Raw genomic sequence first — 25,046 nt, forward strand, 5'->3', positions numbered from 1 at the left:
GCTAATTTTGTGCGCTTCCGTATTGTCATTTATGACATAATTATGGTCAAATAAGACATATTATCGATACTGCATAAAATGGGTACCAGACATTATGACGCGAGACGGGTACAAATTTTTCTTGCTTTGCCTTCGCAGCTCGATGCTACAAAAAACTTGTCCCCGTCTCGCTGTGTTTTTTGATATTAACTTAACTATAGTATTGGCAAGCAATAAAGGAAAACAAAGACTCATGTCTCAATTAAAACCGTTTAAGGTCATTATTTTAGGTTTCGATGGCGTGCTGGGCAGTGTACTGGCTGGCGCATTGGACTTGTTTTCGTTTACAGGTGTCAGCTGGCAGCGATTTTTGAATGAGGCGGTAGCGCCTAGATTTAACGTGCAGACAGCCAGCTTAGGCGGGGTCGATATTCGATGTAGCAATCGCTTAATCATGCAAGCGCATTGCGATATTCAAGAAGTAGCCGAGTGCGACTTACTGTTAATCCCTACCATCGGCGATTCAATTGATAAAGTATTGATGCAAAACAGTGAGCTATTGCCCCATCTAAAAAGACTGGCAAATACCAAAGCGGATATCGCCAGTAACTGTAGCGGCGCATTTTTTTTGGCCGCAGCAGGACTGTTAGACAATAAGGTAGCGACAACCCACTGGGGTTATGCGAGTAAATTTAAGGCAGACTTTCCGCTGGTGGATTTGCAGGAAAACCAATTTGTCACCCAGTCGGGCAACATATTTTGTGCGGCAGGTGGCAGCGCTTTTTATGACTTGGGATTGTTATTGATAGAACGTTATTGTGGACGTGAGATTTCTACGCAAGTGGCAAAAACTCAGATTATCGACAGCAAAAGAGGCAATCAAAACAGTTATACCAACGTGACGTTGCACAAACCGCATGCAGATCAACTGGTCAAACAAGTACAAGAATTCATTGAAGAAAATTTTAATCAGTCTATTCAAGTGAACCACTTAGCTACCATGGTCAATATCACACCGCGTACGTTAAACAGACGCTTTCAAGCCGCTGTTGCCATGCGTCCGATTGAGTATATTCAAGCTGTCAGAATCGAACAGGCAAAGCGTTTATTGGAATCAGGCGATGTGACCATTAAATCGCTGGCGGATAAGGTTGGCTACGATGACCTCTCTTCGTTTACCCGTTTATTCAAACGTGCTACTGAGCTAACTCCTAAAGAATATCAGGATAAATTTTCGCGATTGGCGATTTAGGCTTTCTTTATTACTACTTTCTCTGATAGCTAAACGTTTTGCCACAACCCTTCTACATGCATGGCATCCGCCTTAATAGTGGGATAATCCGTAAATGACAATTGATAACCGCCGCTAGTATTTGGACTGATTTGACAGGTCGACCCCAGTGGAAAGCTGTGCTTCTCCCCAATATGACCAAAGCGCATGCCACTATAAATCGGCAATCCTGTCAGCTCATGTAATTGCCGAATAACGGTGGCAACATCATAACGTTTATCATAACTGTCCTCCCCTGCACCAGACAATGCCCCAAACACAATCGCTTGCTGACCTTTGAACACGCCTGCCAAATACAAATCATACAACATGCGCTCAATGCGATAAGCCTGCTCGCCCACATCTTCTAAAAACACAATACCACCGTCAATGCGTGGCAAATACTCACTACCTGCCAGCGCCGATACCACGCTCAGATTGCCACCCCAAATAGTGCCCGTTAATGTTGTTGGCTGACCTTTTGTTAAAATGCTGGTTGTCAGAATATTGGTTGTCAAAATACTGGGTAAATTTGGACTAGTCAGCGATGCATCTTGTATGTTAATGGTCAGATTAGGATTGCACAGCGCTTCAGCAAATTGTTGGCACGTCACTCTATCTGGTTTGGTTTTGCCAAACTCGCTATAAAGCATGGGCGCGGCAAGCGAACTCATATCGCCTTTTGCCAGTAGCGCACACTGAATGGCGGTCACATCGCTAAAACCTGCGAGTATCGTGCCACGCTCCGCCATAATACGCCCAAGCGTCGTCCAGTCAACCATGGGCAGTATACGCATCGCACCATAACCGCCGCGCACACCTAATAATAATTTTGGTGCCGCTATCGCACCAGTGGCAAGGTTTTGAAAATCACTAGCCCGCTGTGAATCCGTACCTGCAAAGCGCAAATATTGACGATTGGTAATCAACGGGTTGTCTACTTTAAAACCAGCGCAAGCCAGACGATCTAATGCCAATTGATTGCGCTCACCACTGCCCCCGACATTCGAGCTGGCAAAAATCCGTGTCTCGATGGTCGGCGTGATACAACCGGTTTGCGCGAGCGCTGTTTGCGCTGAGAACTGCTCATCCAATAATGCGGTTGGTAAATCGTCCTTGGTGACTTGCAGGTTGTTATCACTATAGTCGCTAGGGCTGGCGGCAAAAACCTGAGAAATACCTTGCGCCGCTAATGCTGCCGTACCCGCGCTGACACCTATACGGCGCAAGAACTGCCGCCGGTTTAACCCAGTACTGAGTGTCGCCTCTGTCTTTGACTGCATATTTATGGTTTGCTGTATAAATGGCGCTTTTGAACCCATGCTTTTCTACTACCTATATATTTTTATATTTGTTATTTATCTTTTTTAAAACAGTGCGTTACGCGTAAGCACATTGTCAGGTACACGCATTATTACGCATGCGTATTGTACCGCATCTGCTCACTCGCCAAGTTGCCTAACCTTTACCCATCTTTACTTTTTCGCTACCTAGACACACAATACGACGCTCTTATGTTTGTTACTGTAGATACATATTCATGGCAAACAAGCAAAGGCAATCATTATGTTTAACAAAAAAACTGGTAAAAAAGACGCGCTTGACTCCAATTTGAAATACTTGATTGGCAAAGAAGGCAAACTTAAAGAAAAACTAGAAGACAATAGCTATCTTGAACCTTTTAGCGATGATTTGATGCTGTTTATGAATCTTATCAAAGACTATTACAAAGGTGATTACCGTAAGGTTCCGTTTAAAACTATCTCAGCTGGCGTGGTTGGCGCGATCTATACGCTAAACCCCATTGACCTTATCCCAGACTCCATTCCATTCATTGGTTACATCGACGACGCCCTCGTACTGAAATTTTGCTTAAGACAGGCTCGAAAAGATCTACAAAAATACAAAGCATGGAAGCAAGAGCAATCGGATGCTCAGAGTAAGTTAGAGGCTAAGGAAAACACGGATAAAATCAGTAACGAGCAGACTAACACTGATAAAAAAGAGAGTGATCAGAAAGATAGTGATAAGAACAGCACAGACCTCAAAAAGGCCTCATAGCTGCTAATATATTAATCGCTCAGAAAACTGCAGTCTCGAAAAAGCCACGACCGTTCACATAAGAACTGGTCGTGGCTTTTTTGTTGCCAGTTTATCTACTAACACGCGTTAATCTGGTACATCATAACGAGCCTTTTCGGGATTAAGACCGAACGAATAGACAAAGGTCGCGACGAGGCTGTTAATAACAATAAAAGGCAAATCAAGCGACGCATGCCCTAATAAATAACGACTAATTAACCAAGAGATTATCAGCATAATAATAAGAAACCCGCCCAAGTACGCCAAAATAGTCGGATGCTTAAGATTATAAGGCTGCTCAGGTTCAGGTTTTTTATCCAATATATACGTTCTTATTGCCCAACCCGCTGCATAAGAAAAACCACCTAATACCACATAACTAAAAAAATTCATATTGCCTAACTCTAATAATCCAACGGTTTATAACAGCGGATATTTGATAATAAATGACGTTTTTAAATACTCTCATTAACGTTATCAATAACAATATTGGCATGCGGATTGGCCAAAATATCAGTATTGACCTCGTCGCATTCCACACGATAGATCGTATTGGCACCGCGATAAATATGAGACAAATACTCGCTATCTAGTAGCGGATCGATATTGGCATAAACGGGTTTGACATGAGCCAGCACCAGCACTCTATCAGGACGCCCAATAACGGCATCGACATTGTCTGGATCGATAGAGAAAAACTGCGGTATTTCACTGTTCTCAATCATCTCTAATGGCTCAGGATTATCCCAGACGCGCTTGGCACTTGCAGGTTCTTTCATTTGCATCACCCACGAGCCATCTTGTTGACTGACTTTTATTTGAGCAGGCTCATCACTACTGACCGTATAACACCCTTCAAAAACCGACAGGTCTGTCGTTTCAGCCACGACTGGATTGGTCTGCGTATGACTGTCATTACAAGCGGCCAACCATAGCGGACTACTCACCACTATACCAACCAACAGCTGTGTCACTCTTTTGGAAAAAACGTTTGGGCATAAGGACATAATAGGGTTATCCTGCATTCATGCGTTAAAAGCTTTGGTTGAGAACGCTGTCATCACATCGCTTATCAGCAAAACTGCTATTTAGCACTATGGTGATAGCATTGGGACGCAAGCAATGCGCTGATCTTGCTCATTTTAATGACACCAAAAGACAGACATCTCTTAGTTAATTTTTAGTTGCTTGTTAGTTACTTGCTCTATTTTAACAGAAAACCAGCCCGTTACTATTGTCATATAGAAAGCGCGCAAGAGTTTTGCATTTTCGTGCGCCAAAGCTGCCCATAGCAACAACAGATTTGTTATACTCAAGCCCGCATATAAAGGGATTTTCAGCGTTAAAATCATGTTAACAAAATCCCTTTGCGCGACCTCACGTTTATCATTTATCAGGCCAATACGTTTTTATGTCAGACAATCACTCCTCAGCGCAGCCATTCAATAAAAACAACGCGATCAATCCGTTGACCGCCAAACCAAACACGACAGTTGCCTATACGGACGGTGCCTGCAAAGGCAACCCCGGTGCTGGTGGTTGGGGGGCGCATCTCATCTTTAGCGATGGTCTTACGCAGGATTTGTATGGTGGCGATAAAGAGACGACCAATAACCGTATGGAGCTGATGGGTGCGATACAGGCTTTGACACACAGCCCACTTACGCAAAAGCTTGAGATTTGGACTGACTCAAGTTATGTCAAAAAAGGTATCACCGAGTGGATTGAGGGCTGGAAAAAAAGAGGCTGGAAAACTGCCAGTAAAAAACCAGTCGCCAATCAAGACCTTTGGCAACAATTAGACAAGCTGTGTCAACAGCGCGATGTCGATTGGCACTGGGTTAAAGGTCATGCAGGACATGCTGGCAATGAAAAAGCAGACGAGCTGGCAAATTTAGGCGTTACTTCCAGTAGTAGTGAGGGGTTGTCAACGACACATGCACAAGATATATCTAAAAAAAAACAGCCAATAATGCCTGATAAAGCAGCAACTTCTCATGATGACTGGTTGAGTTTTGACCCACTCGGTCTTGATATAGTGGAAGATGAGCTTGACGAAGAATTATTCGACAGTCATGACCATAAACACCATGACGATAGTATGATCCATAAAAACGCTATCATAGAAGCAGACTGCTATCAAAATAGTGTCACCAAACCAGCGAGTACCACAGATATGCTAGACGCCCACGCGCCCGTGACTGATACAATAGACGAAAATAATACGCCAGAGATTGCAACTGATGCCATAAAGTTCGATGGGAACACCAGCCGTGCCAATCCCCACTTTAAACCGCTGCTACCTAAACCGATACATCGTCATGAAACCGACCGCCAACTCATTATGGATACTGAGACCACAGGGCTTGATGCCCTAAAAGGCGACCGCATTATTGAAGTTGGTATTGTCGAGATGGTCGGACGTAAGTTTACTGGCGAAAAACTGCACGTCTATATCAACCCTCAGCGCGGTATGGATGATGAGGTTATTCGCATTCATGGTATTTCTGAGGCATTTTTAGCCGACAAACCAACATTCGATCAAGTCGCTCAGTTTTTGTATGACTTTATGGACGGCGCCGAGATTATCGCTCACAATGCGTCGTTCGACATGAACTTCTTAAATATGGAATTTGCCAAAGTCGGTCTAAATGACTTTGCCGAGCGTGTACAAGTAACTGATTCGCTTGTCATGGCAAAACAGCAATATCCTGGACAAAAAAACACCCTAGATGCGTTAGTGCGTCGTCTAAATGTAGGTAAACAAGATCGTACCTTCCATGGTGCCTTACTTGACTCAGAGATTTTGGCTGAAGTATATTTGGCAATGACTGGTGGACAAGTCACACTTGCCATTGAAGACGACACGCAGACGGACGGCAAACAGACCGCCCATGCCAGCTTTGCTAATCTAGCGGCTTTATTATTAGAATCATCGGTGGATGAGGAATCCAATCACCACTGGTACACCTCGCTTGCAGCAGATTACCCTGAGCTCAAAGCCAACCTATAGATATCATTTGAATGGGACATCATTTAAGTAGCTTATGATATGAATATTTGTATAATATGGTCTTGATTATTGCTGTAATAAGCGTTAAAACGTTAGGGCTTGTTTGAACATTCAATCATGGCGCTGACAGAGACTATTTGTGAATATCAAACACGCCTTAATAATAAATGCTTTTTTAAACCTCATTGAAACCATCGCCATTCTCATCAGTACCTTATGGAAAAAATACCTATGGACCAGCCTGCGCAAATGAAGTTAACAGCCCCAACGCTTAGTGTTACTGATTTTAATCTGCCATCACTACATTTGTTGCATGATGAAATCATAGTGACCCTAAAAGACACTGAGATTCATCTGAGCGAATTCAATGATGATAACAGTCAAGCTCCTTTATTATTAGACTCTATTATCGTATTAAAGCAGCTGTCCTGTATCTTTAAGCTGATTACTTTGGTCGGTGCCGAGGTTTTATGTACCGCTATCGCTCATGGTCTCCAGCACCTTTATGATAATGGTGATAATAACGATACCAAATTAATCATGGACTTATCAGAGGCCATCATGACGCTGGATCGCTATGTCGAGTTTGTCTTATTGACTGAGTCGGTCGAGCCAACCTTGTTATTACCAGTTATCAATAAGCTAAATGCTCACAGACAAGAGGCACCTATCACCGCAGACAATTTTTCTGCTTTTGGCAGTAGTAGCGTTATCATTGCAAATCCTGAAAAAAACTTTCAATCACTGAGCGAGCTCAATCTTGACAGTAAATTACTGACTGATGCTTACCGTAGTGGTCTTGGCGTTGTTTTGCTTCATCGAGATGGTCACGTCAGCCCAGATGACCAGCAAAAACTTGATGCCATGAGTGCCGCCTGTGCTTTGATAGCGGCAAATACCGACAGCTTATTTTGGCAAGCGGCCAATGCGGCTGTTACCGATATTGCGACTGTCTTACCGTTGAATCTTAGCCAAAAACACACTCTTATCTATTTAGAGCAGCAGTTCCAAAGTTACTTACCTGTGTTAGACAGGCGTTTTGCAGAGTTGGTCAGTTTTGCGTGTCAACGTGATAACGAAGAGGCACAAAGATTGCGGGAACAATACGCAATTAATAAGTTAGAAGGCCCGCAAATTGAACAAATGAAGCGCTTCTTGTTCGGCCCTAATCGTGCACTTACCGATACGTTGCACACCATTATTCAAACCCAAATTAACGAGATCAAAGAACGCGTGGACAGCTACGCACGTGGTGATTCCCTCAATCCTATTGACATGCAGACAACACAAATTATTGAAGAACTCACTGTCTTAAGCTCGGTAATGCGCTTACTGGGTTTGGTAAATGCTGCCAACAGCCTTATCACAGCGGCAGACGCTGTCAAACGTTGGAAAGCGCCTTCGCCTGAGGATTTTGATCATTTGTTACTCGCATTAATGCAAGCAGAAAATGCCACCATCGCTATGGCAGAAATGCATACCCCTGGGGCAATTTACTTGCCTTTGAATAACCCTCATATCTCATTGCATCAGCTCAATACTGCCAATGACACTTTGATACAAGAAAGTCGTACCGCCATTGCCAGTGCCGAACAAGCGATCAATGACTATTTGGCTGAGCCAGAGCGAGATATGCTCAACATTCAAAATATACCTGAGATGATGCGCCAAGTGGCAGGAGCGGTGCGTTTCTTGCAGCTGCCAACGCCAGCCAGTATGCTGAGTCAGTTAGCCAACTATCTTGAACAGCAAATCAAAGACGGAAAACGTGTAGAAGATGATACGCTTGCCTATATTGCGGATGTTATTATGGCTGTCGATTATCATCTAGATGGTTTTGAACACAATCGTCCTGTTAGCAAGCAAGCACTTGATATTGGTCAGCAGAGTTTGAGTCATCTCCTCACTGCTTAATGAGGATGCTGCGTTGCCACTCTAGCGTTATTTTTGTGGTCAATTTTTTGCTGCTATCGTTGTTCATTTATTTATCTCACTTTTAGCAAGTTTGTATGTTACCCACTACAAACTTGTTTTTGACGTTTTGGAATTTTATATATGACTCGTGCTTTTGTATTTAGTGATGACACCCTACTATGCCGTCAAATGCCTGATGGCTGGTGGCCATTACAGGTTCAATTGCCCGAGTTTAATTCAATTTTAGACGATAGCACCTACCAGCAAGCTTATCAGATTGGTCATGTAACGCTACTCGAAAGTCTGTCGCCCAGTCATTGGCTACCTGACAGCTTGCTAGAGACTGCCGTTGACGTTGCGCATGACCTTACCGATAATAATAGCTTTACAGCTCTTGCCACCAGCGCCATTACCTATGATTACGCAATCACTCATGACGTGATCCTGCCTATTATCGCTGAGACCAGCGGTAATGCTTTTGTTCCTTATCGCCAACTTATCCCTCAGCTACCTGCCGCACTGTCTACTCAAGTTAGCCAAGCCATACAGTTATTGCGTTGGCAGGCAGATACGCAGTTTTGTAGTCGCTGTGCAGCCCCTGTCGTCCATGCCGAAACAGATGAGCGTGCCATGGTCTGTCCAGTATGCCGATTGCGGCAATACCCTCGTGTCCAGCCTTGCGTCATTACTGCTGTTACCCGCCCCAATCCGCAGACAGGAGAGATGCAAATTTTATTGGCACATCATCATCGCTACGGGGAGCAAAAATTGCCATTAATGTATGGCTTGATTGCTGGTTTCGTAGAAGTGGGTGAAAGTCTAGAGCATGCAGTGGTACGTGAAGTAGCAGAAGAGGTCAATATTAGCGTAAAAGACATTCGCTATGTGAGCAGTCAACCGTGGCCTTTTCCTTCGAATTTAATGCTTGGCTTTCGGGCGTCTTACGCCAGCGGCGATATCATTATTCAAGAAGATGAGCTGTCGCATGCTGACTTTTTTGACATCTCAAACTTGCCCAAAATACCGCCAAAAGGCAGTATCGCTCGAGAGCTAATCGATCAAATAGCCAAAGAACAAAAAGTTTTGTTGTCCAATTAATTAAGCATTACGTATCGTCAAACGCTGCTGTTGCCATTTCACTAATTTGGGTATCAATAAACCAGCAATCACAATAACCATGCCTAACAACTGCAAAGCCGTTACTTGCTGACCGTAAGCAAAGGCTGTGATCGCCGCAAACACTGGTACGAAGTTAAAAAACAAAGAGGCATTGGCAGCACCCAATTGCTTCACGCCAGAAATCCACAGTAGATAGCCGCCCACAGTCCCAAAGATGCCAATAAATATCAAGTCACCAAAGACACTGCGACTGATGGCCAAACTCTCTTGTAGTGGATGCACTTCTGCACTAAACAGTAGCATGAGCGAGATCACTCCTAGACCTGATAGCATACCGACCAAAGTATAAGGAATCATCGGCATCCATCGACTGATGCCTTGGGTTAAGTGGGTATACAGACTCCAGCACAGCATCCCTAAAAAAATCATCTGATCGCCGTGGTTAAATTTGAATCCCAGCAGTTTTGCAAACGCGCCATCAGTTAGTACCAGTAGCACCCCAGAGAGACAAACGACCAGACTAAAAAGCGCGCCCTTCGTAGGAAATGTCCGCTGCGCCACAGAGCCAATCAAAGAAGTCACCAACGGACTGAGCGCCATAATCAACGCACCATTATTGGCATTGGTCTGTGCCAAACCCGTAAACAAACCTAAGTTTAAACCGCCGACACCGATGATGGACACGCCAATGGCCCACGCCCATTGTCTTTGGGTAAGATCCGGCATTGGCATATGTTTATATTTTGCATAAAGATACAGACACACGGCTGCAATGCTAAAACGCCACACGACCAAGGTTAAGGCATGGACTTCCCCTAGAGCATGTTTGCCAACGGGGAAACTTGCGCCCCAAAAAAACGTGCACAATAACAGACATAGTACGGCATTGGTATTTGCTGAACGACTCATATTTATTACATCCAAAAACTTGCGAAAAGATACTCACCAGTGTATATATTTTAAATACGGTATAAACAAGTAAGGCGTGTGGATCTGGGATTTATTCCCAATGCTGATGCACAGCTTTTAATCGCATCAGGCGATTTGCCATAGCAATTGCCTTATAATGCTTGTGCCTTTTTATTTAGAATTCACTATAAATGTGTTAACCTTTCGCGGCGCAAAGGCACTCATCATGGCTAGTTTTTTTATGATTGAAGGTATAACATCAATAAATAAACCTATAATATGCATATAAAATACCCAATAAATAGTTAATTGTCTGTCTTATTATTGACAGATATAAGCGATGACCGATATTAAGGCCTGTAGTACCATGTCCCAGACCGACCACCACGTCCAAGCAGCGTCACGTACTGAGCAAACACGCTTAGTTAATCTGCCTATCTTGTTCGATACCTTACATATCGAGACACTGCCTGCTGATATACAAGCAAAAATTTCACGAGTTGACGCTTGTCTGCCGCAAACACAATGTGGTCTTTGCGAGCATCCAGATGGCTGTTTGCCGTATGCCGCCGCTATCGTGCTAGATGGTGAGCCCTACAATAAGTGCGTTCCCGGTGGTCAACCGGTCACCGACGCTATCGCTCACATTATTGACCCCAACACTAAGAACATCATACTTAAGGCGGTACCCTCGCAGTGGTCAACAGATATTAGCTCTGGACGACCGACAGAAGTACGCGCCATTATCCGCGAAGATGACTGTATCGGCTGTACCAAATGTATTCCGGCCTGTCCAGTCGATGCCATCGTCGGCACTGGCAAACACATGCATACTATTTTTACAGATTTGTGCACGGGTTGTGAGCTGTGCATCGCACCCTGCCCAGTTGATTGCATCGATTTGGTTACGATAGAGCGCGAGCTTTCTATATCTGAGCGAGCCGCCGAGCAAGAAGATTTAAGACTGCGCTATCACACGCATTTAAGACGCGTAACCGAGCAGCTTACTGATAGCAGCAACAGCAGACCTGTGGTTAGCATGGTAGAGGCAAAACTGAATAATGCTGCCAGCCAAACTGTCACTATCAGTGAATCTCAGGCAAAAAACACCATTGCGGCGGCCAAACTGCGTACCAAAATTAAAAAACTAGAGAAGCAATTAAGCGTTCGTGCCAACGAGCAAAAGCAAGCCGAGCTTGACGCACTACAGACCGAGCTTTTACAGTTATAGTCATCAATATCCAAAATAATAGTAAAAATACCATGAGCAAAACCGTCAAACATAAAACAGCCGATACGCCGCCCTCCAGAAGAATGCCCAATCGTGATGTGCGTCCATTCTTTGAGAAGTTGGCGGAGACGATTAAAGAGCCTGTCACTGAACTCAATTACGCCAGCAATTTTGAGTTACTGGTGGCGGTGATCTTATCTGCCCAAGCGACTGATGTAAGCGTCAATATTGCGACCCAGAAATTGTATCCAGTGGCGAATACGCCTGAGGCAATATTGGCATTGGGCGAAGATGGCCTAAAGTCTTATATCAAAAACATTGGCTTATACAATGCTAAAGCCAAAAACGTCATCAAAACCTGCCGCGATTTGATCGAAAAATTTGACAGCACTGTCCCCAACAATCGCAAAGATTTGGAGTCACTGGCAGGCGTTGGCCGAAAAACCGCCAATGTGGTGTTAAATACCGCCTTTGGTCAACCCACCATGGCGGTCGACACCCATATTTTCCGTGTGGGCAATCGCACAGGGCTCGCTACTGGTAAAACTGTATTAATCGTCGAAAATAAGCTGGTCGAACGTATCCCAGAAGACTACATTGTTGATGCCCATCATTACCTTATTTTGCACGGGCGCTATACTTGTCAAGCTCGCACACCCAAATGCGGTGCTTGCCCCGTTTATGACGAATGTATGTTTAAGGACAAAACCAAGTTCTTGGAGCTATAGTTTTTAGAATTATAATCAGCCAAGAATCGTAACCCAATAGTGAATCTAAGCAAGCGCTCATCAGATGTAGTTTATTCTAAATAAAAGAACTACAACCCTAATATTACTGCATTCGTCTTATGGTGGATTGACTATCTCAATGTTCGGCAATAGCAAATGCCATGTTGAGCATTTCTTATAGTAAAGCAAGTGCTGCTCACTAGAGTTTTATTGCGTTTCGAGGTAGAATAACCCTATTTTACGTCCAAGCATTATGACAATTACCATGACTATAATAAGGTAATGGGCATAATGCTAATGGTATATCCGGATTCATTTTGGCTTAACGCTCTATAATATAAGCTAATCAGTGAAGTTGATAATCACCTATTGCACGGCCAACATTAATCCAAGCAGCGCTCAGACGTTATGCTTTTTCCTATACTTATCGATTCAATTAAGCGATCCCATTATGCGTGAATACAATTTATTTACCTCAGAATCTGTGAGCGAAGGCCATCCTGATAAAATGGCTGACCAAATATCAGACGCTATTCTTGATGCTATTTTACGTGAAGACCTACATGCGCGCGTGGCATGTGAGACCTTGGTTAAAACAGGTGCAGTGGTATTGGCTGGTGAAATTACCACCACAGCCAATGTCGACTTTGAGCGTATTGTCCGTGATACAGTAAATGGCATTGGCTATCATCATTCAGACTTAGGCTTTGATGGCGAAACTTGTGCGGTGATTAATATGCTGGGCAAGCAATCTCCTGAGATTGCTCAAGGGGTTGATCGCAGTGATCCTGAAGAACAAGGTGCTGGCGACCAAGGCCTCATGTTCGGCTATGCCAGCAATGAAACTGAAGTATTAATGCCCGCACCTATCGAATTCGCTCATCGCTTGATGGAGCGTCAGTCTGAGTTACGCCGTGGAGGAGAACTGCCTTGGTTACGTCCAGATGCAAAGGCTCAAGTGACTCTAAAATACGACGGTAACAAACCTGTCGCCATTGATGCGGTCGTATTATCAACGCAGCATGATCCTAGTATCTCGCAGTCTGATCTACAAGAAGCGGTGATGGAATCTATCATCAAACAAGTACTGCCAGCGGATCTATTACATGCGGGTACACGCTATCATATCAATCCAACAGGTAAATTCGTCATCGGCGGCCCTGTTGGGGATGCAGGATTGACTGGTCGTAAAATTATCGTTGATACTTACGGCGGTATGGCGCGTCATGGTGGCGGCGCATTCAGTGGTAAAGATCCTTCAAAAGTGGATCGTAGTGCTGCTTATGCTGTCCGTTATGTTGCTAAGAATATCGTAGCAGCAGGACTTGCTGAGCGCTGTGAAATACAGGTCAGCTATGCTATTGGGGTCGCTGAACCAACCTCTATTTCGGTCAATACTTTTGGGACGAATAAAATCAGCAATGATGAGATCATTCGTCTGATTCGTACCCATTTTGATCTGCGTCCTTATGGCATTACTCGTATGCTCAACTTGCTGCAACCAATGTATCAGCAAACCGCTACTTTTGGTCATTTTGGGCGTATAGGGTCAGAAACTGCCTTTACGTGGGAAAAAACAGACAAAGCTGAGATCTTAAAAGCAGACGCTGGTTTATAAGAGACATACTTTTATAGTTTTACAAATCCTCTTTATATATAGAAAATTACTGACACTTATTAGGAGTCGTTTATGTCTCAAGACAATATTCAAGATAGCAATGTTGATACAAACATTGAAATCACCCCTGAAATGCAGGCATTTTATCAACGTGCTGATGCCATCATTGGTATCGCAAACAGTCAGTTAGGTTCCGATGCCCATTCAGGACAAGTAGGGGCTTCTTTATTGTATGCCGCCGCCCGTTATAGCGCGTCAGTTGCTTCTATTGGTTTTATCAAAGGCGACGATTTTGCTAAAGAAAAAGACGATATCGTTGAGTTTTACGTCAAACAATATCGTCAAATGCTGAGTGATAACTTGACTGATTACGCACAAAACTTTGATAAATACGTACAAGTAAATCAAGACGAGAAATCAGCAGAATAAATAAAGTCTCACTGCTCAAGTGATGTCTTAAATTTAAAAAACTTGTACATTCATTATATTAAACCCCAAGCTCAGTATGGAGCTTGGGGTTTTTTAGGCGTCGTTTAAAATTGGTTTACCGCACCTTGACTATAGATAGCATTCTACAAATGCGCTACTATAAACAAGAAAGCCGACTATCGTTAATAAGAAATCACAACTCTCATTTATAAGGACATATTTTTATGGGCAATTTTTTTAAATCCTCACTACTTGGTCTAACTCTGACCATGGCGTTGGCAAGCTGTAGCTATCTGCCTAACTCCGTTACGCCTGATACCACTCCTACCCAACCAGCCACCAACCCGCTGCTTAAAGGCAGTTTTACTCAATGCCCATCTTCTACTTCCAAGCCTGGAGATACTATGTGTACCATGCAGTATGATCCTGTCTGCGTGAAAACCAAAGTTGGCTCAGTAATAAGTTATCGTACAGCAGGTAATGCCTGTTCTGCTTGTAACATGCCTGAAGCCATAGGATATGTAAAAGGCGAATGCCAGTAATATAGTCGAATCTAAATAAAACAGAACCATTATATTTCAACGCTGAACGGGTATAAATTTTTCTGGCTTGCTGTGCCTTCGCAGCTCGATGCGGCGAAACTTCTCGTTTAAAGATAAGCATTCCAGTCCCGCTATGTCTTTTTTATACTGAACTCACTATATTTATTTAGGCCGTGTTCTCATAGACTCAATGAAAGCGCCATAAAAAATCCTAAGATGTCTCTGCATCTTAGGATTGCCTGTTTTCATTTTCTATTCATCATCTTGCATGTAGATGCAGGATGCTTAGTCGCCCTTAACTATCTTAGGCGGGCCTTTGAGTAAATGCTCATCAACGAATTCGTTAGCCGAATTATGATCTGCCGATTCATCAGTAATAAAGTCCTGCTGTGCCCGGTATAAGATCAGACGATCACGACTCAGACCACGTAATAATGCATACATCATCACAAAAATGACTAAAGCAAATGGCAGTCCTGCGACAATGGCTGCTGCCTGTAGCGCAGACAACCCGCCAGCCGCTAGCAAGATAGCAGCAATCACCCCTTCAGTCGTTGCCCAAAACAACCGCTGAATTTTTGGTGGATCGGTATCACCACCAGCGGTCAGCATATCAATGACAAAACTGGCTGAGTCTGACGATGTCACAAACCAAAGCATAATCATCACCACAATCAACAGCGTGATCGGTTGTGCCAATGGATAGTATTCCACCAGTTTAAAAATTGCACTACCAGTATCTGCTTGTACTGCTTCCACCAGTCCTGGGCTAATACCGGTTACTGCAGAGGCAAGCTCCATATGAATGGCAACACCACCAAACGTCGTGAACCAGAAAAATAAAATCAGCATGGGAATAAGCAATACCCCGAGCGTAAACTCGCGAATAGTACGGCCACGAGAGATACGAGCAATAAAGATACCGACGAATGGTGCCCAACTAACCCACCATGCCCAATAAAATATCGTCCAACCGCTCTGCCAATCTGTCCCACTATAAGACTCGCCCCACGTCCCTAGAGATACAATCACTGTCAGATAATTACCAATGTTTTCAATAAAGCTATCAAAGATAAAGAGCGTCGGCCCCAAAACGACCATGAATGCTAATAAAACAACCGTGAATCCAATATTAATATCACTGAGCCGTTTAATGCCTTTATCCAAACCCATCATAACGGAAGCCGCTGCAAGCGCTGTAATGAATGCGATTAAAGCAAATTGTATAGGGAGACTACTCGGTATCCCAAACAGCTTCTCAAGCCCAGAATTGATCTGCATCACCCCAAGCCCAAGTGAGGTGACCACACCAAACATCGTACCAAATACCGCCAAAATATCGACAGTATGTCCCCATCGACCGTAGATTCTTTTGCCAATCAACGGATAAAGCGTCGATCGAATCGATAAAGGCAAACCACGGCGAAAATGGAAATAGGCTAACGATAAAGCCACAACCGTATAAACAGCCCAAGCATGTAGACCCCAATGCATAAACGACAGGTTCATCGCTTGCTTGGCTGCCGCAACTGTTTCGGCGTCACCCATTGGCGGTGCCATAAAATGATACAGGGGTTCAGCTGTACCCCAGTAAACCAAGCCAATACCAATCCCTGCAGAAAACAACATACCAATCCACGAAAACAGATTGTATTGTGGCCGCTCAGTTTGATTGCCTAGCCGTATATCGCCATAGCGACTCGTCGCTAAGTAAATACAAAGTGCAAGAGCCATATTCACCAAGATAATAAACAGCCAACCGAATTTATCGGTGATAAAACCTTGTAAAAAACTAAAAAGCGTCCCTGCGGTTTCGGTAAAAAATGCGCCAAAAATGATAAAACCCAAAATCAACAGCGACGATGTGATAAACACAGGCTTACTTACCCGTGGAAAAGGACCCAATCTACCTACTTTTACTTTGTCCATGTGCAAGTCCCTAAATTTAAGAAACGTCACCTTAACAAAATATGTCTTAACAATCAATTAATTACAAAATAAAACTTGATATGAATATTGTTTTAATATAGATAAATTAAGTTACATATGATGGGTGACGCACCGTAGGCAGGCGCGTCACTAAAAACAATACTAAGACTCTACTACTTAGGTAACAACTTTAACAATCGTCCACTATCGCCATCTTCCAACACCCACACCTCACCATCCACGGCCAATACACTGCGAATGCGTTCGCCCATATCATAGCGATAACGCTCATCAGCAGTATTGTCAGCAGCAGTATCAACGACGATAAGCGCCTTGGATGACAAACCGCCGATAAGCATGTTACCTTGCCACGCTGGAAAATTGCGCTGCGCACCCACAGTATAAAGACTCATCGATGAAGGGGATATGACAGGTGTCCACGTAATCTTGGGCGCTACAAACTCGGGGCCAGTATCATGATCTGGAATATCAAGACCTGAATAATTACGCCCATTAGAGACCAGCGGCCAGCCATAGTTACTGCCTTTTTCGATCAGATTAAACTCATCGCCGCCTCTTGGACCCATCTCGTTCGCCCATAATTTACCATCACCATCAAACACCATACCCAATACATTACGGTTGCCTGTGGTCCAGAACTGAGCGGCAATATCATTGCCATTGTCCGCAAATGGATTGTCTGCTGGCACTGAACCATCAAGGTTTAACCTAATGATTTTACCCAAATTCACCGTCATGTCTTGCGCGGGTTCTTTTTGTTGACGATCACCTGAGCTGATATATAAGTACTGTCCATCAGGTGAGAAGAGCAAACGGTGACTATAATGACCTTGCCCTTTTACTTTTGGTGTTTGCTGCCAAATCGGTACAATTTCTTGCAAGCGTGGCGCATTGGTATTCAATCCTGAAAGTTTGGCTTTGACAACTTTAGCACCAAATGCATTACTCTCGCTGCCTGTGCCCGCCTCTGCATAACTGATATAAATAGCGTTAGACGTGGCAAAATCTGGCGCAATGACGACATCGCCAAGTCCGCCTTGCCCGCCATAAGCAACCTTGGGCACGCCTGTCACAGCTGTCTTAGCCCCTGTTGCTGTATCGACGATAAATAACTCACCTGTCTTTTGCGTCACAAGGAATTTTGGTGGCTCATCATTTATTTTAGGTAGCGCAGTCATTGCCCAAGGTTCAGAAAAAGTAGCCACAGCCTTGGTAGTAAATTCAGGTTTTTCGGCACTGGTTGATGCAGCAGCGGTAGGAGATTTTTCTTTATATTCTGCAAGATCGGCGTTGGTGTTGACTACCGCCTGATTAGAGCAAGCAGCCGTACTAAACAGAAGTGCTGATATGATGATTGGTAGGGTTAATGGCGCATTCTTGTATCTGGCATTGATTATTGTCATTTGTCCTCTCCATCTATGTTAAGTTCATGTCATTAGAGCTTAAATTATTTATGGCATAAAAAACGTGTTAAAAAAGTAAATAATATTGAAATGCCAAATAAAAACCCTTTACCTGCTATCACAAGTAAAGGGTTAAATTTAATTTATAAAGACAGTCGTTTAGCGTTTAATACTGGCTACTAGCTCATTCTAAGTTTTTCAAAAACCAACTTATCATCTGCACCGACATCAACTTTGATGATATCGCCCGCAATAAAATCACCTGCCAATAGTTTCAATGACAAGGGGTTTTCGATCTCTTGCTGAATGGCACGTTTGAGTGGACGCGCACCATAGACAGGATCATAGCCAACGGCAACCAGTTTGTTCATAGCATCGGCTGAGAGTTCGATATCCATCTCACGCTCATATAAGCGCCGGCGCAAGCGATTTAACTGAATGGCTGCAATCCCTGCCATCTGTGACATACCAAGCGGATGGAAAACCACAATTTCATCAATACGGTTGACAAACTCTGGGCGGAAATGCTGCCCAACCGAGTCCATAACTTCAGCTTTGATAGCATCGTAGCTTTCGCCGACCATCTCTTGGATTTTATGCGAACCCAAGTTGCTGGTCATGATGATGACGGTATTTTTGAAGTCTACCACTCGGCCTTGTGAATCAGTCAAACGCCCATCATCCAACACTTGCAATAAGATATTGAACACATCAGGATGCGCTTTTTCGACCTCGTCAAACAAAATTACACTGTAAGGTTTGCGGCGTACGGCTTCCGTTAAGGCACCGCCCTCTTCATAGCCGACATAACCTGGAGGCGCACCCACCAAACGACTGACGCTATGTTTCTCCATGTATTCGCTCATGTCGATACGGACGATCGCATCTTCACTATCGAACAAGAAGTTCGCCAGTGACTTGGTCAGCTCCGTTTTACCGACACCCGTAGGCCCTAAAAATAGGAACGAGCCTGAAGGACGGTTCGGATCAGACAAGCCCGCTCGACTACGACGTACCGCATTTGCCACGGCTTCGACCGCTTCATTCTGTCCAATAACGCGCTCATGAAGCTTTTGTTCCATAGCAAGCATTTTGTCACGCTCACCTTGCATCATTTTACTGACTGGAATGCCAGTCGCTGCGGCAACCACTTCGGCAATTTCATTGTCCGTGACTTTATTACGTAACAGTTTTACGCCATTGCCTTCGCCTGTTTGCTCTTTTTGTTCCGCCAAGTCAGACTCAGTAATACGGCGCTCTAACTGCGGAATCGTCTCATACTGCAGTTTACTCATGGTTTCATAATCGCCTTCGCGGCTGGCTTTGTCATAAGCAATACGGGCTTTGTCCAGCTCGTCTTTTAATTGCTGACTGCCTTTGACCAGAGCTTTTTCTGCTTGCCAAATCTCATTGAGATCAGCGTACTCTTTTTCTAGCTCTTCAATTTGCGCGTCAAGCACTTTACGCTCCGCTTGTGCGCCAGCGTCTTCTTCATTTTTGAGCACTTCGCGCTGCATTTTTAGTTGAATCAAGCGACTATCGAGCTTCCCTAATGATTCAGGTTTACTGTCCATCTCCATACGCAAACGACTGGCCGCCTCATCAATCAAATCAATCGCTTTGTCCGGTAGCTTACGGTCGGTAATATAGCGATGGCTCATGCGAGCAGCAGCGATAATCGCGCTGTCCTGAATATCAACCCCGTGGTGCAGCTCATAACGCTCTTTGAGACCACGCAATATCGCGATGGTATCCTCAACCGTTGGCTCATCAACCAGCACTTTTTGGAATCGACGCTCAAGCGCTGCATCTTTTTCGATATATTTGCGATATTCATCCAACGTTGTCGCGCCGACGCAATGTAGCTCACCGCGAGCGAGTGCTGGTTTTAACATATTACCAGCATCCATTGCCCCTTCCGACTTACCAGCGCCAACCATGGTATGCAGCTCATCAATGAACAAAATGACATTGCCTTCTTGCTTGGCCAAGTCACTCAATACGCTCTTGAGACGCTCCTCAAACTCACCGCGGAATTTAGCACCTGCAATCAGTGCACCTAAGTCTAACGACAGTACTTCTTTACGGCGCAGACCTTCTGGTACGTCACCATTGATGATCTTTTGTGCTAAGCCTTCGACAATAGCCGTTTTACCAACACCTGGCTCACCGATCAGTACGGGGTTATTTTTGGTACGACGTGACAATACTTGAATGGTACGGCGAATCTCTTCATCACGACCGATCACAGGATCAAGTTTGCCAAGCTCTGCCTGTTCAGTCAGGTTAATCGTATATTTATTTAACGCATCACGCTGATCTTCCGCATTTTGATTGTTTACCGTATCATCCCCGCGCAATTGCTCAATGACTGCCTTTAACTTACTTGCCGTCACGCCAGCACTTTCAAATATTTTTTTGGTTTCGCCTTGCTCAGCGAGTGCCAACATCACCCATTCGGTTGCGATAAAATCATCACCTTCTTTTTGGGCTTGGCGATCCGCTAAGTTTAAGATTTTTACTGAGTTTGGGTTTAGATTGACGTCGCCTGTTGGCTCCGAAATCGTTGCTTGATTATTTAATGCCTTTGCCACGCCGTTTTTTAATGCAGGAATAGAAGCACCCGCTTGTTGGCAAATAGACAAATTGGATTCATCTTGTAGCAATACGGCCAGTAGATGAACTGGATCAATACCAGTATGATCGCGTCCCAACGCTAGGCTCTGTGCTTCTTGAATCGCAGATTGCAGTTTTTGGGTAAATTTTTCGAACCTCATTATTGTGTCCTTTTATAATTAGTATTTTTAGTTGATTGACAAAAAATAAGATGCCAAAAATATGGCATTTATTATCGCTCTAATTTCGTATCCATCACTGTTAGTTGTTCTTGATATAGGGTGCAATATGTAAGATATCAACTCGTCTGAATTACTTGTCAATTATAAATAATGACTTAGTGGCAAATGACAGAAAAGTCAGGTTTTGATTCTGTCAAAAAACCTTACTGATTGTGATGATATCGCCATAGAACTTTAATAGGTACATTAAGAATGTATTTCAAGAGAACAAATAAAGAATAACAAAAAGAAAGGTTTACTTCACAGAAAAGCATACGTAGAGTACCGATTTAAAAGAATTTTGATAATAGTTGATACATCATATTTGACAGACATTTTTTAATACTGACTATTAAGTATGGTTAGAATATCTACAAAACCCACTTTACTACAAGTATGAATGTTTCATTGACTTGAGTGATAGAAAGTTAAACAACATTTACTCAACTATTTCAATAGCAGTGCCTACCTTCACTACTGCCATAATCTCATCCATCTCGCTATTGGTGACCGCAATACAACCATCTGTCCAATTACGACGTTGATTAATCCAAGCCAAATGACCAAAGCCATTCATCTGTCCATGAATCATGATATTACCACCCGGATTGATGCCTAATGATTGTGCCTTTGCTTTATCAGTAGCATTGGGATAACTGATATGAATGGAGCGATGGGCAATAGAATTTTCGTTTTTATAATCTAACGTATAGTTTCCTACTGGCGTACGCTCATCGCCTTCTTGCTGCTTATGCCCAATAGGATTATCGCCTAACGCAATATGATAAGTTTTAACAACCTCGCCTTGACTTAATAACTTCAACACACGTTCTGATTTATCAACGAAAACTTTATCGATAATGACCGTATTAGGAATGGGAGATTTGGTATTTGAGGCATTTTTGATGTAAGCAATGGCGCTTGCGCTAACAATAGTCGCAAGGCTCAGTCCTATCACAATGAGAAACCAGCTTGAGTATTTACGAGACTCTATACGAAAAAATGACATAGGCTTTGCTCCTTATAACTCATACTTAATAGCAAGGAATCATAATATAGCAAAGCACTATGTCAATCTTTGTGCAGAATTAATGAATAAAGCGCTAAGGACACTTAAAAGCACTTATACCATACGAATCGCCCCATCTAGACGAATGACTTCACCATTTAAGTACGCATTATCAATAATATGAGTGACCAGTTTGGCAAACTCATTTGGATTGCCCAAACGTTTTGGATAAGGCACACCAGCCTCCAACTGCTCGCGCGCTTTTTCGGGAATACTTTGCATCATTGGCGTCGCAAAGACTCCAGGAGCAATGGTCATGACACGAATACCATGACGCGCCAACTCACGAGCCAGCGGCAAAGTCAAACCGACCACACCCGCTTTCGACGACGCATAACTGGCTTGTCCTACTTGACCGTCAAAGGCCGCGATAGAGGCTGTATTGATAATGACACCTTGATCGATATTTTTCTCATCACTGCCATCATGAGCCACACGCTTGGCAATACTGGCCGCGACCAAACGCGCAACATTAAAAGAACCCACAAGATTGATATTGACGCCGCGACTAAAGGACTCAAGATCGGCTGGATTGTTGTCACGATCTAGCAGCTTTTGTACCACTGCGATACCCGCACAATTAATCGAACCTTGCAGACCGCCAAACGCTTTTTCTGCCATATCGACAGCCGCTTGTACTTCATCACCACTGGTTACATCACAGCGTACAAAACGTGCGTTATCACCCAACTCATCGACCAATGCTTGTCCGGCAGATTCATTGAGATCAGCGATGACGACATTACCACCTTGAGCGACGATAGCGCGAACCACTGATTCACCCAATCCAGATGCACCGCCCGTGACCAAAAAGCTGTTTTCTTTAATTTGCATGATGATTCCTTTATATAGCTATTTTTATTCAATGTTTTCATTCAATATTTTTATTGAGAAAAATGCATCCTAGTATAATGCCTTGTTTTAAACCGACTACATTTAAGCCACCGACAAGCTACGTAATAAAAAGCGCTGAATCTTACCACTGGGCGTCTTTGGTAGCGCGGCCACAAACTCAACTTCACGTGGGTATGCATGAGTTGATAAACGCTTACGTACCAATTCTTGGATTTGCTTGGCAATCTCTTCAGTCCCTTCGATGCCGTCTTTTAGCACCACATACGATTTGATGGTATGACCACGCACCTCGTCTGGCACACCAACGGCGGCTGATTCTGCAACCGCTTCGTGTTCTAGCACGGTGTTTTCAACATCGGTTGGCCCCACGCGATAACCTGCAGTGATAATAATGTCATCATCTCGTCCTGAAAACCAATAACTGCCATCGCTATGGCGCTCGACCACATCACCTGTCAGATAGTAATCATCAGCGAACGCTTGCTTTTCATTCCAGCTATAGCCACGAAAATAAAACGCTGGCGACTGACTGACCACGACTGCCAATTGCCCTTGCTCGCCATCAGGCAACACGTTCATGTCATCGTCCAATACGACAAGGGTGTGCCCCGGTAATGCCATACCCATAGAGCCGACTGGACATTCATGTGTCAACGCATGATGCTCACAGCAGGTCATGCCCGTCTCTGTCTGACCATACTGATCACAAACCTTACAATTTAAATAGGTTTCGACCCAATTGACCACTTCAGTATTTAACGTCTCCCCTGCTGAATTGGCACAGCGTAAAAATAGTTTACTGCTGTCATTAGCATCGTCATTAACGTTGTCAAACACCCCGCTGGATTTCATCATACGAAATGCCGTTGGTGAAGAAGCCAAATTGCTAATCTTGTGACGTATCATAAAGTCGCGAGTGTTGGCAGCATCAAAGCCAGCTTCATTAAAATACGTGGTAATGCCTAATAATAATGGTCCTGTGATGGCGTAATACAATCCATACGCCCAGCCCGGATCTGCCATATTCCAATAGTGATCGTCTTTGCGTAGATCGATGGCATAGTGCATATATAGATAAAAAGCGGATAGCGCTGATAACGGTACGCTGACCCCTTTAGATTTACCAACCGTACCTGAGGTAAACATCTGCAAAAATGGCGCAGCGGTATCTAATATCACAGGCTCTATTGTTTGCGGCTGCGTCGCCAATGACTTGCTATAGTTGTCGTCACCCCACGTCTGAGCGTCCGCGACACTGCCAACCAGTACCATCTTGGTTTGCTCGGCCAAATTTTCAAATTTTCCGCGATTCTCCTGATTGGTAAAGACCACTTTGGTGCCTGCTTTGTCCATTCGGTACTTAATAGAATCGTAACCAAAAGCGGTAAATAACGGTTGATAGACTGCTCCAATCCGCCATGTGGCCAATACAATGGTCAGTAGCTCTGGCGTGCGCGGTAGCATGGTCGCCACTTGATCGCCTATCTGTACACCATAAGACTGCAATAAATTGGCAACTTGGGCGCTCGCGTTATCAAGCTCCGCAAATGTCATTTGCGTCACATTACCCGCCGTGTCTTCGTGCACCAGCGCGATAGTATCGCCACGACCGTCACGCACATGGCGACCGCAGCACGCCATATAGGCATTCAAACGATCGTCTATATGCTCACCAAATATTTCCGTCAACAATGTATTCATATCGAAGTTATCATAATAATCACGATAATTCGTTGGTGCATTTTTAGGACTGGTATCCGTGTCTAACGATGAAGGGCTTAAAGAAGCACTTGGAGAGGAGATATTCATAAGCTAATCCTTTAGCAATAGCAGGTCACTGGTAAAATGGTTTAAATAATTGCCAGACGGTCACATCCTATAGGCCGTTGTGCAATCGTATTTAACATGATCTATTAGTAACGCATTTTTATATTTATTTCAATACATAACGTATCATTTATAAAAAATCCCGTCCAGACAATTATATGATATCAAAGCTCGACAAAATTCTTTACCGCTTTATGTTTCTTACCGCACTATATGATTCGAATTCTCAGATGACCTTTAATTGGTTAATATTCATCCAGACTAAGTGGAA

20 protein-coding genes are annotated in these 25,046 nt (G+C 43.8%); 10 read left to right on the forward strand and 10 right to left on the reverse strand.

What is annotated here, in order from left to right; translation table 11 throughout:
- The first annotated feature begins 232 nt into the window (after window positions 1–232).
- On the forward strand, window positions 233–1,231 hold the full coding sequence (locus M917_RS05540; protein ID WP_021813802.1) for a GlxA family transcriptional regulator: 999 nt from the start codon (window positions 233–235) through the stop codon (window positions 1,229–1,231).
- 29 nt (window positions 1,232–1,260) lie between these two features.
- Here the strand turns inward: M917_RS05540 and M917_RS05545 are convergent, their stop codons facing one another.
- Complete coding sequence (locus M917_RS05545; RefSeq protein WP_040642085.1) at window positions 1,261–2,532, reverse strand: LD-carboxypeptidase; 1,272 nt, start codon at window positions 2,530–2,532, stop codon at window positions 1,261–1,263.
- Window positions 2,533–2,815: 283 nt separating this feature from the next.
- Here M917_RS05545 and M917_RS05550 point away from each other — a divergent pair, with 283 nt between their 5' ends.
- Window positions 2,816–3,310 (forward strand): YkvA family protein, encoded by a 495-nt coding sequence (locus tag M917_RS05550; protein ID WP_021813804.1) that lies wholly within the window; start codon window positions 2,816–2,818, stop codon window positions 3,308–3,310.
- 108 nt (window positions 3,311–3,418) lie between these two features.
- Here the strand turns inward: M917_RS05550 and M917_RS05555 are convergent, their stop codons facing one another.
- Window positions 3,419–3,724, reverse strand: a complete 306-nt coding sequence (locus tag M917_RS05555) for a hypothetical protein (protein WP_021813805.1) — start codon at window positions 3,722–3,724, stop codon at window positions 3,419–3,421.
- A gap of 62 nt (window positions 3,725–3,786) precedes the next feature.
- Window positions 3,787–4,338, reverse strand: coding sequence for a hypothetical protein (locus M917_RS05560; protein WP_021813806.1), 552 nt, complete (start codon window positions 4,336–4,338; stop codon window positions 3,787–3,789).
- A 404-nt stretch (window positions 4,339–4,742) separates the two neighbouring features.
- Between M917_RS05560 and dnaQ the strand changes: the two genes are divergently transcribed.
- The 3 genes from dnaQ (at window position 4,743) to nudC (ending at window position 9,356) form a co-directional block, all read left to right on the forward strand.
- Window positions 4,743–6,344, forward strand: a complete 1,602-nt coding sequence (gene dnaQ, locus M917_RS05570) for a DNA polymerase III subunit epsilon (protein WP_021813807.1) — start codon at window positions 4,743–4,745, stop codon at window positions 6,342–6,344.
- Between the two features lie 231 nt (window positions 6,345–6,575).
- A complete protein-coding gene (locus M917_RS05575) occupies window positions 6,576–8,258 on the forward strand; it encodes a hypothetical protein (RefSeq protein ID WP_021813809.1) in 1,683 nt (560 codons plus the stop codon).
- A 141-nt stretch (window positions 8,259–8,399) separates the two neighbouring features.
- Complete coding sequence (gene nudC, locus M917_RS05580) at window positions 8,400–9,356, forward strand: NAD(+) diphosphatase (RefSeq protein ID WP_021813810.1); 957 nt, start codon at window positions 8,400–8,402, stop codon at window positions 9,354–9,356.
- On the opposite strand, the gene M917_RS05585 is transcribed toward nudC, so the two are convergent.
- Window positions 9,357–10,286: a DMT family transporter gene (locus M917_RS05585; RefSeq protein ID WP_021813811.1), complete on the reverse strand. Its 930-nt coding sequence runs from the start codon at window positions 10,284–10,286 to the stop codon at window positions 9,357–9,359.
- Window positions 10,287–10,653: 367 nt separating this feature from the next.
- Between M917_RS05585 and M917_RS05590 the strand changes: the two genes are divergently transcribed.
- From M917_RS05590 to M917_RS05610, 5 genes are all read left to right on the forward strand, one after another.
- Window positions 10,654–11,517: an RnfABCDGE type electron transport complex subunit B gene (locus M917_RS05590; RefSeq protein ID WP_021813812.1), complete on the forward strand. Its 864-nt coding sequence runs from the start codon at window positions 10,654–10,656 to the stop codon at window positions 11,515–11,517.
- A 32-nt stretch (window positions 11,518–11,549) separates the two neighbouring features.
- The gene (nth, locus tag M917_RS05595) at window positions 11,550–12,245 is read left to right on the forward strand and encodes an endonuclease III (protein ID WP_021813813.1); all 696 of its coding nucleotides are present in this window, start codon (window positions 11,550–11,552) and stop codon (window positions 12,243–12,245) included.
- Between the two features lie 451 nt (window positions 12,246–12,696).
- Window positions 12,697–13,863, forward strand: a complete 1,167-nt coding sequence (gene metK, locus M917_RS05600; protein ID WP_021813814.1) for a methionine adenosyltransferase — start codon at window positions 12,697–12,699, stop codon at window positions 13,861–13,863.
- Window positions 13,864–13,935: 72 nt separating this feature from the next.
- Window positions 13,936–14,292: a DUF3144 domain-containing protein gene (locus tag M917_RS05605; RefSeq protein ID WP_021813815.1), complete on the forward strand. Its 357-nt coding sequence runs from the start codon at window positions 13,936–13,938 to the stop codon at window positions 14,290–14,292.
- Between the two features lie 224 nt (window positions 14,293–14,516).
- Window positions 14,517–14,834 (forward strand): hypothetical protein, encoded by a 318-nt coding sequence (locus tag M917_RS05610; RefSeq protein WP_040642054.1) that lies wholly within the window; start codon window positions 14,517–14,519, stop codon window positions 14,832–14,834.
- 285 nt (window positions 14,835–15,119) lie between these two features.
- On the opposite strand, the gene M917_RS05615 is transcribed toward M917_RS05610, so the two are convergent.
- The 6 genes from M917_RS05615 to M917_RS05640 form a co-directional block, all read right to left on the reverse strand.
- Window positions 15,120–16,763, reverse strand: a complete 1,644-nt coding sequence (locus M917_RS05615; RefSeq protein ID WP_021813816.1) for a BCCT family transporter — start codon at window positions 16,761–16,763, stop codon at window positions 15,120–15,122.
- Between the two features lie 173 nt (window positions 16,764–16,936).
- Entirely contained in the window at window positions 16,937–18,187 is a 1,251-nt protein-coding gene (locus M917_RS05620) for a PQQ-dependent sugar dehydrogenase (protein ID WP_021813817.1), read from the reverse strand.
- Window positions 18,188–18,366: 179 nt separating this feature from the next.
- Window positions 18,367–20,964: an ATP-dependent chaperone ClpB gene (gene clpB, locus M917_RS05625; protein ID WP_021813818.1), complete on the reverse strand. Its 2,598-nt coding sequence runs from the start codon at window positions 20,962–20,964 to the stop codon at window positions 18,367–18,369.
- 499 nt (window positions 20,965–21,463) lie between these two features.
- Entirely contained in the window at window positions 21,464–22,033 is a 570-nt protein-coding gene (locus M917_RS05630) for a L,D-transpeptidase family protein (RefSeq protein ID WP_021813819.1), read from the reverse strand.
- Window positions 22,034–22,147: 114 nt separating this feature from the next.
- A complete protein-coding gene (locus M917_RS05635; RefSeq protein WP_021813820.1) occupies window positions 22,148–22,927 on the reverse strand; it encodes an SDR family NAD(P)-dependent oxidoreductase in 780 nt (259 codons plus the stop codon).
- A gap of 102 nt (window positions 22,928–23,029) precedes the next feature.
- Window positions 23,030–24,757 carry an AMP-binding protein gene (locus M917_RS05640; protein ID WP_021813821.1) on the reverse strand — a complete coding sequence of 576 codons (1,728 nt, stop codon included), beginning with the start codon at window positions 24,755–24,757 and terminating at the stop codon, window positions 23,030–23,032.
- Window positions 24,758–25,046: the final 289 nt, after the last annotated feature.

This window comes from Psychrobacter aquaticus CMS 56 (assembly GCF_000471625.1).
GTDB classification, from domain to species: Bacteria; Pseudomonadota; Gammaproteobacteria; order Pseudomonadales; family Moraxellaceae; genus Psychrobacter; species Psychrobacter aquaticus.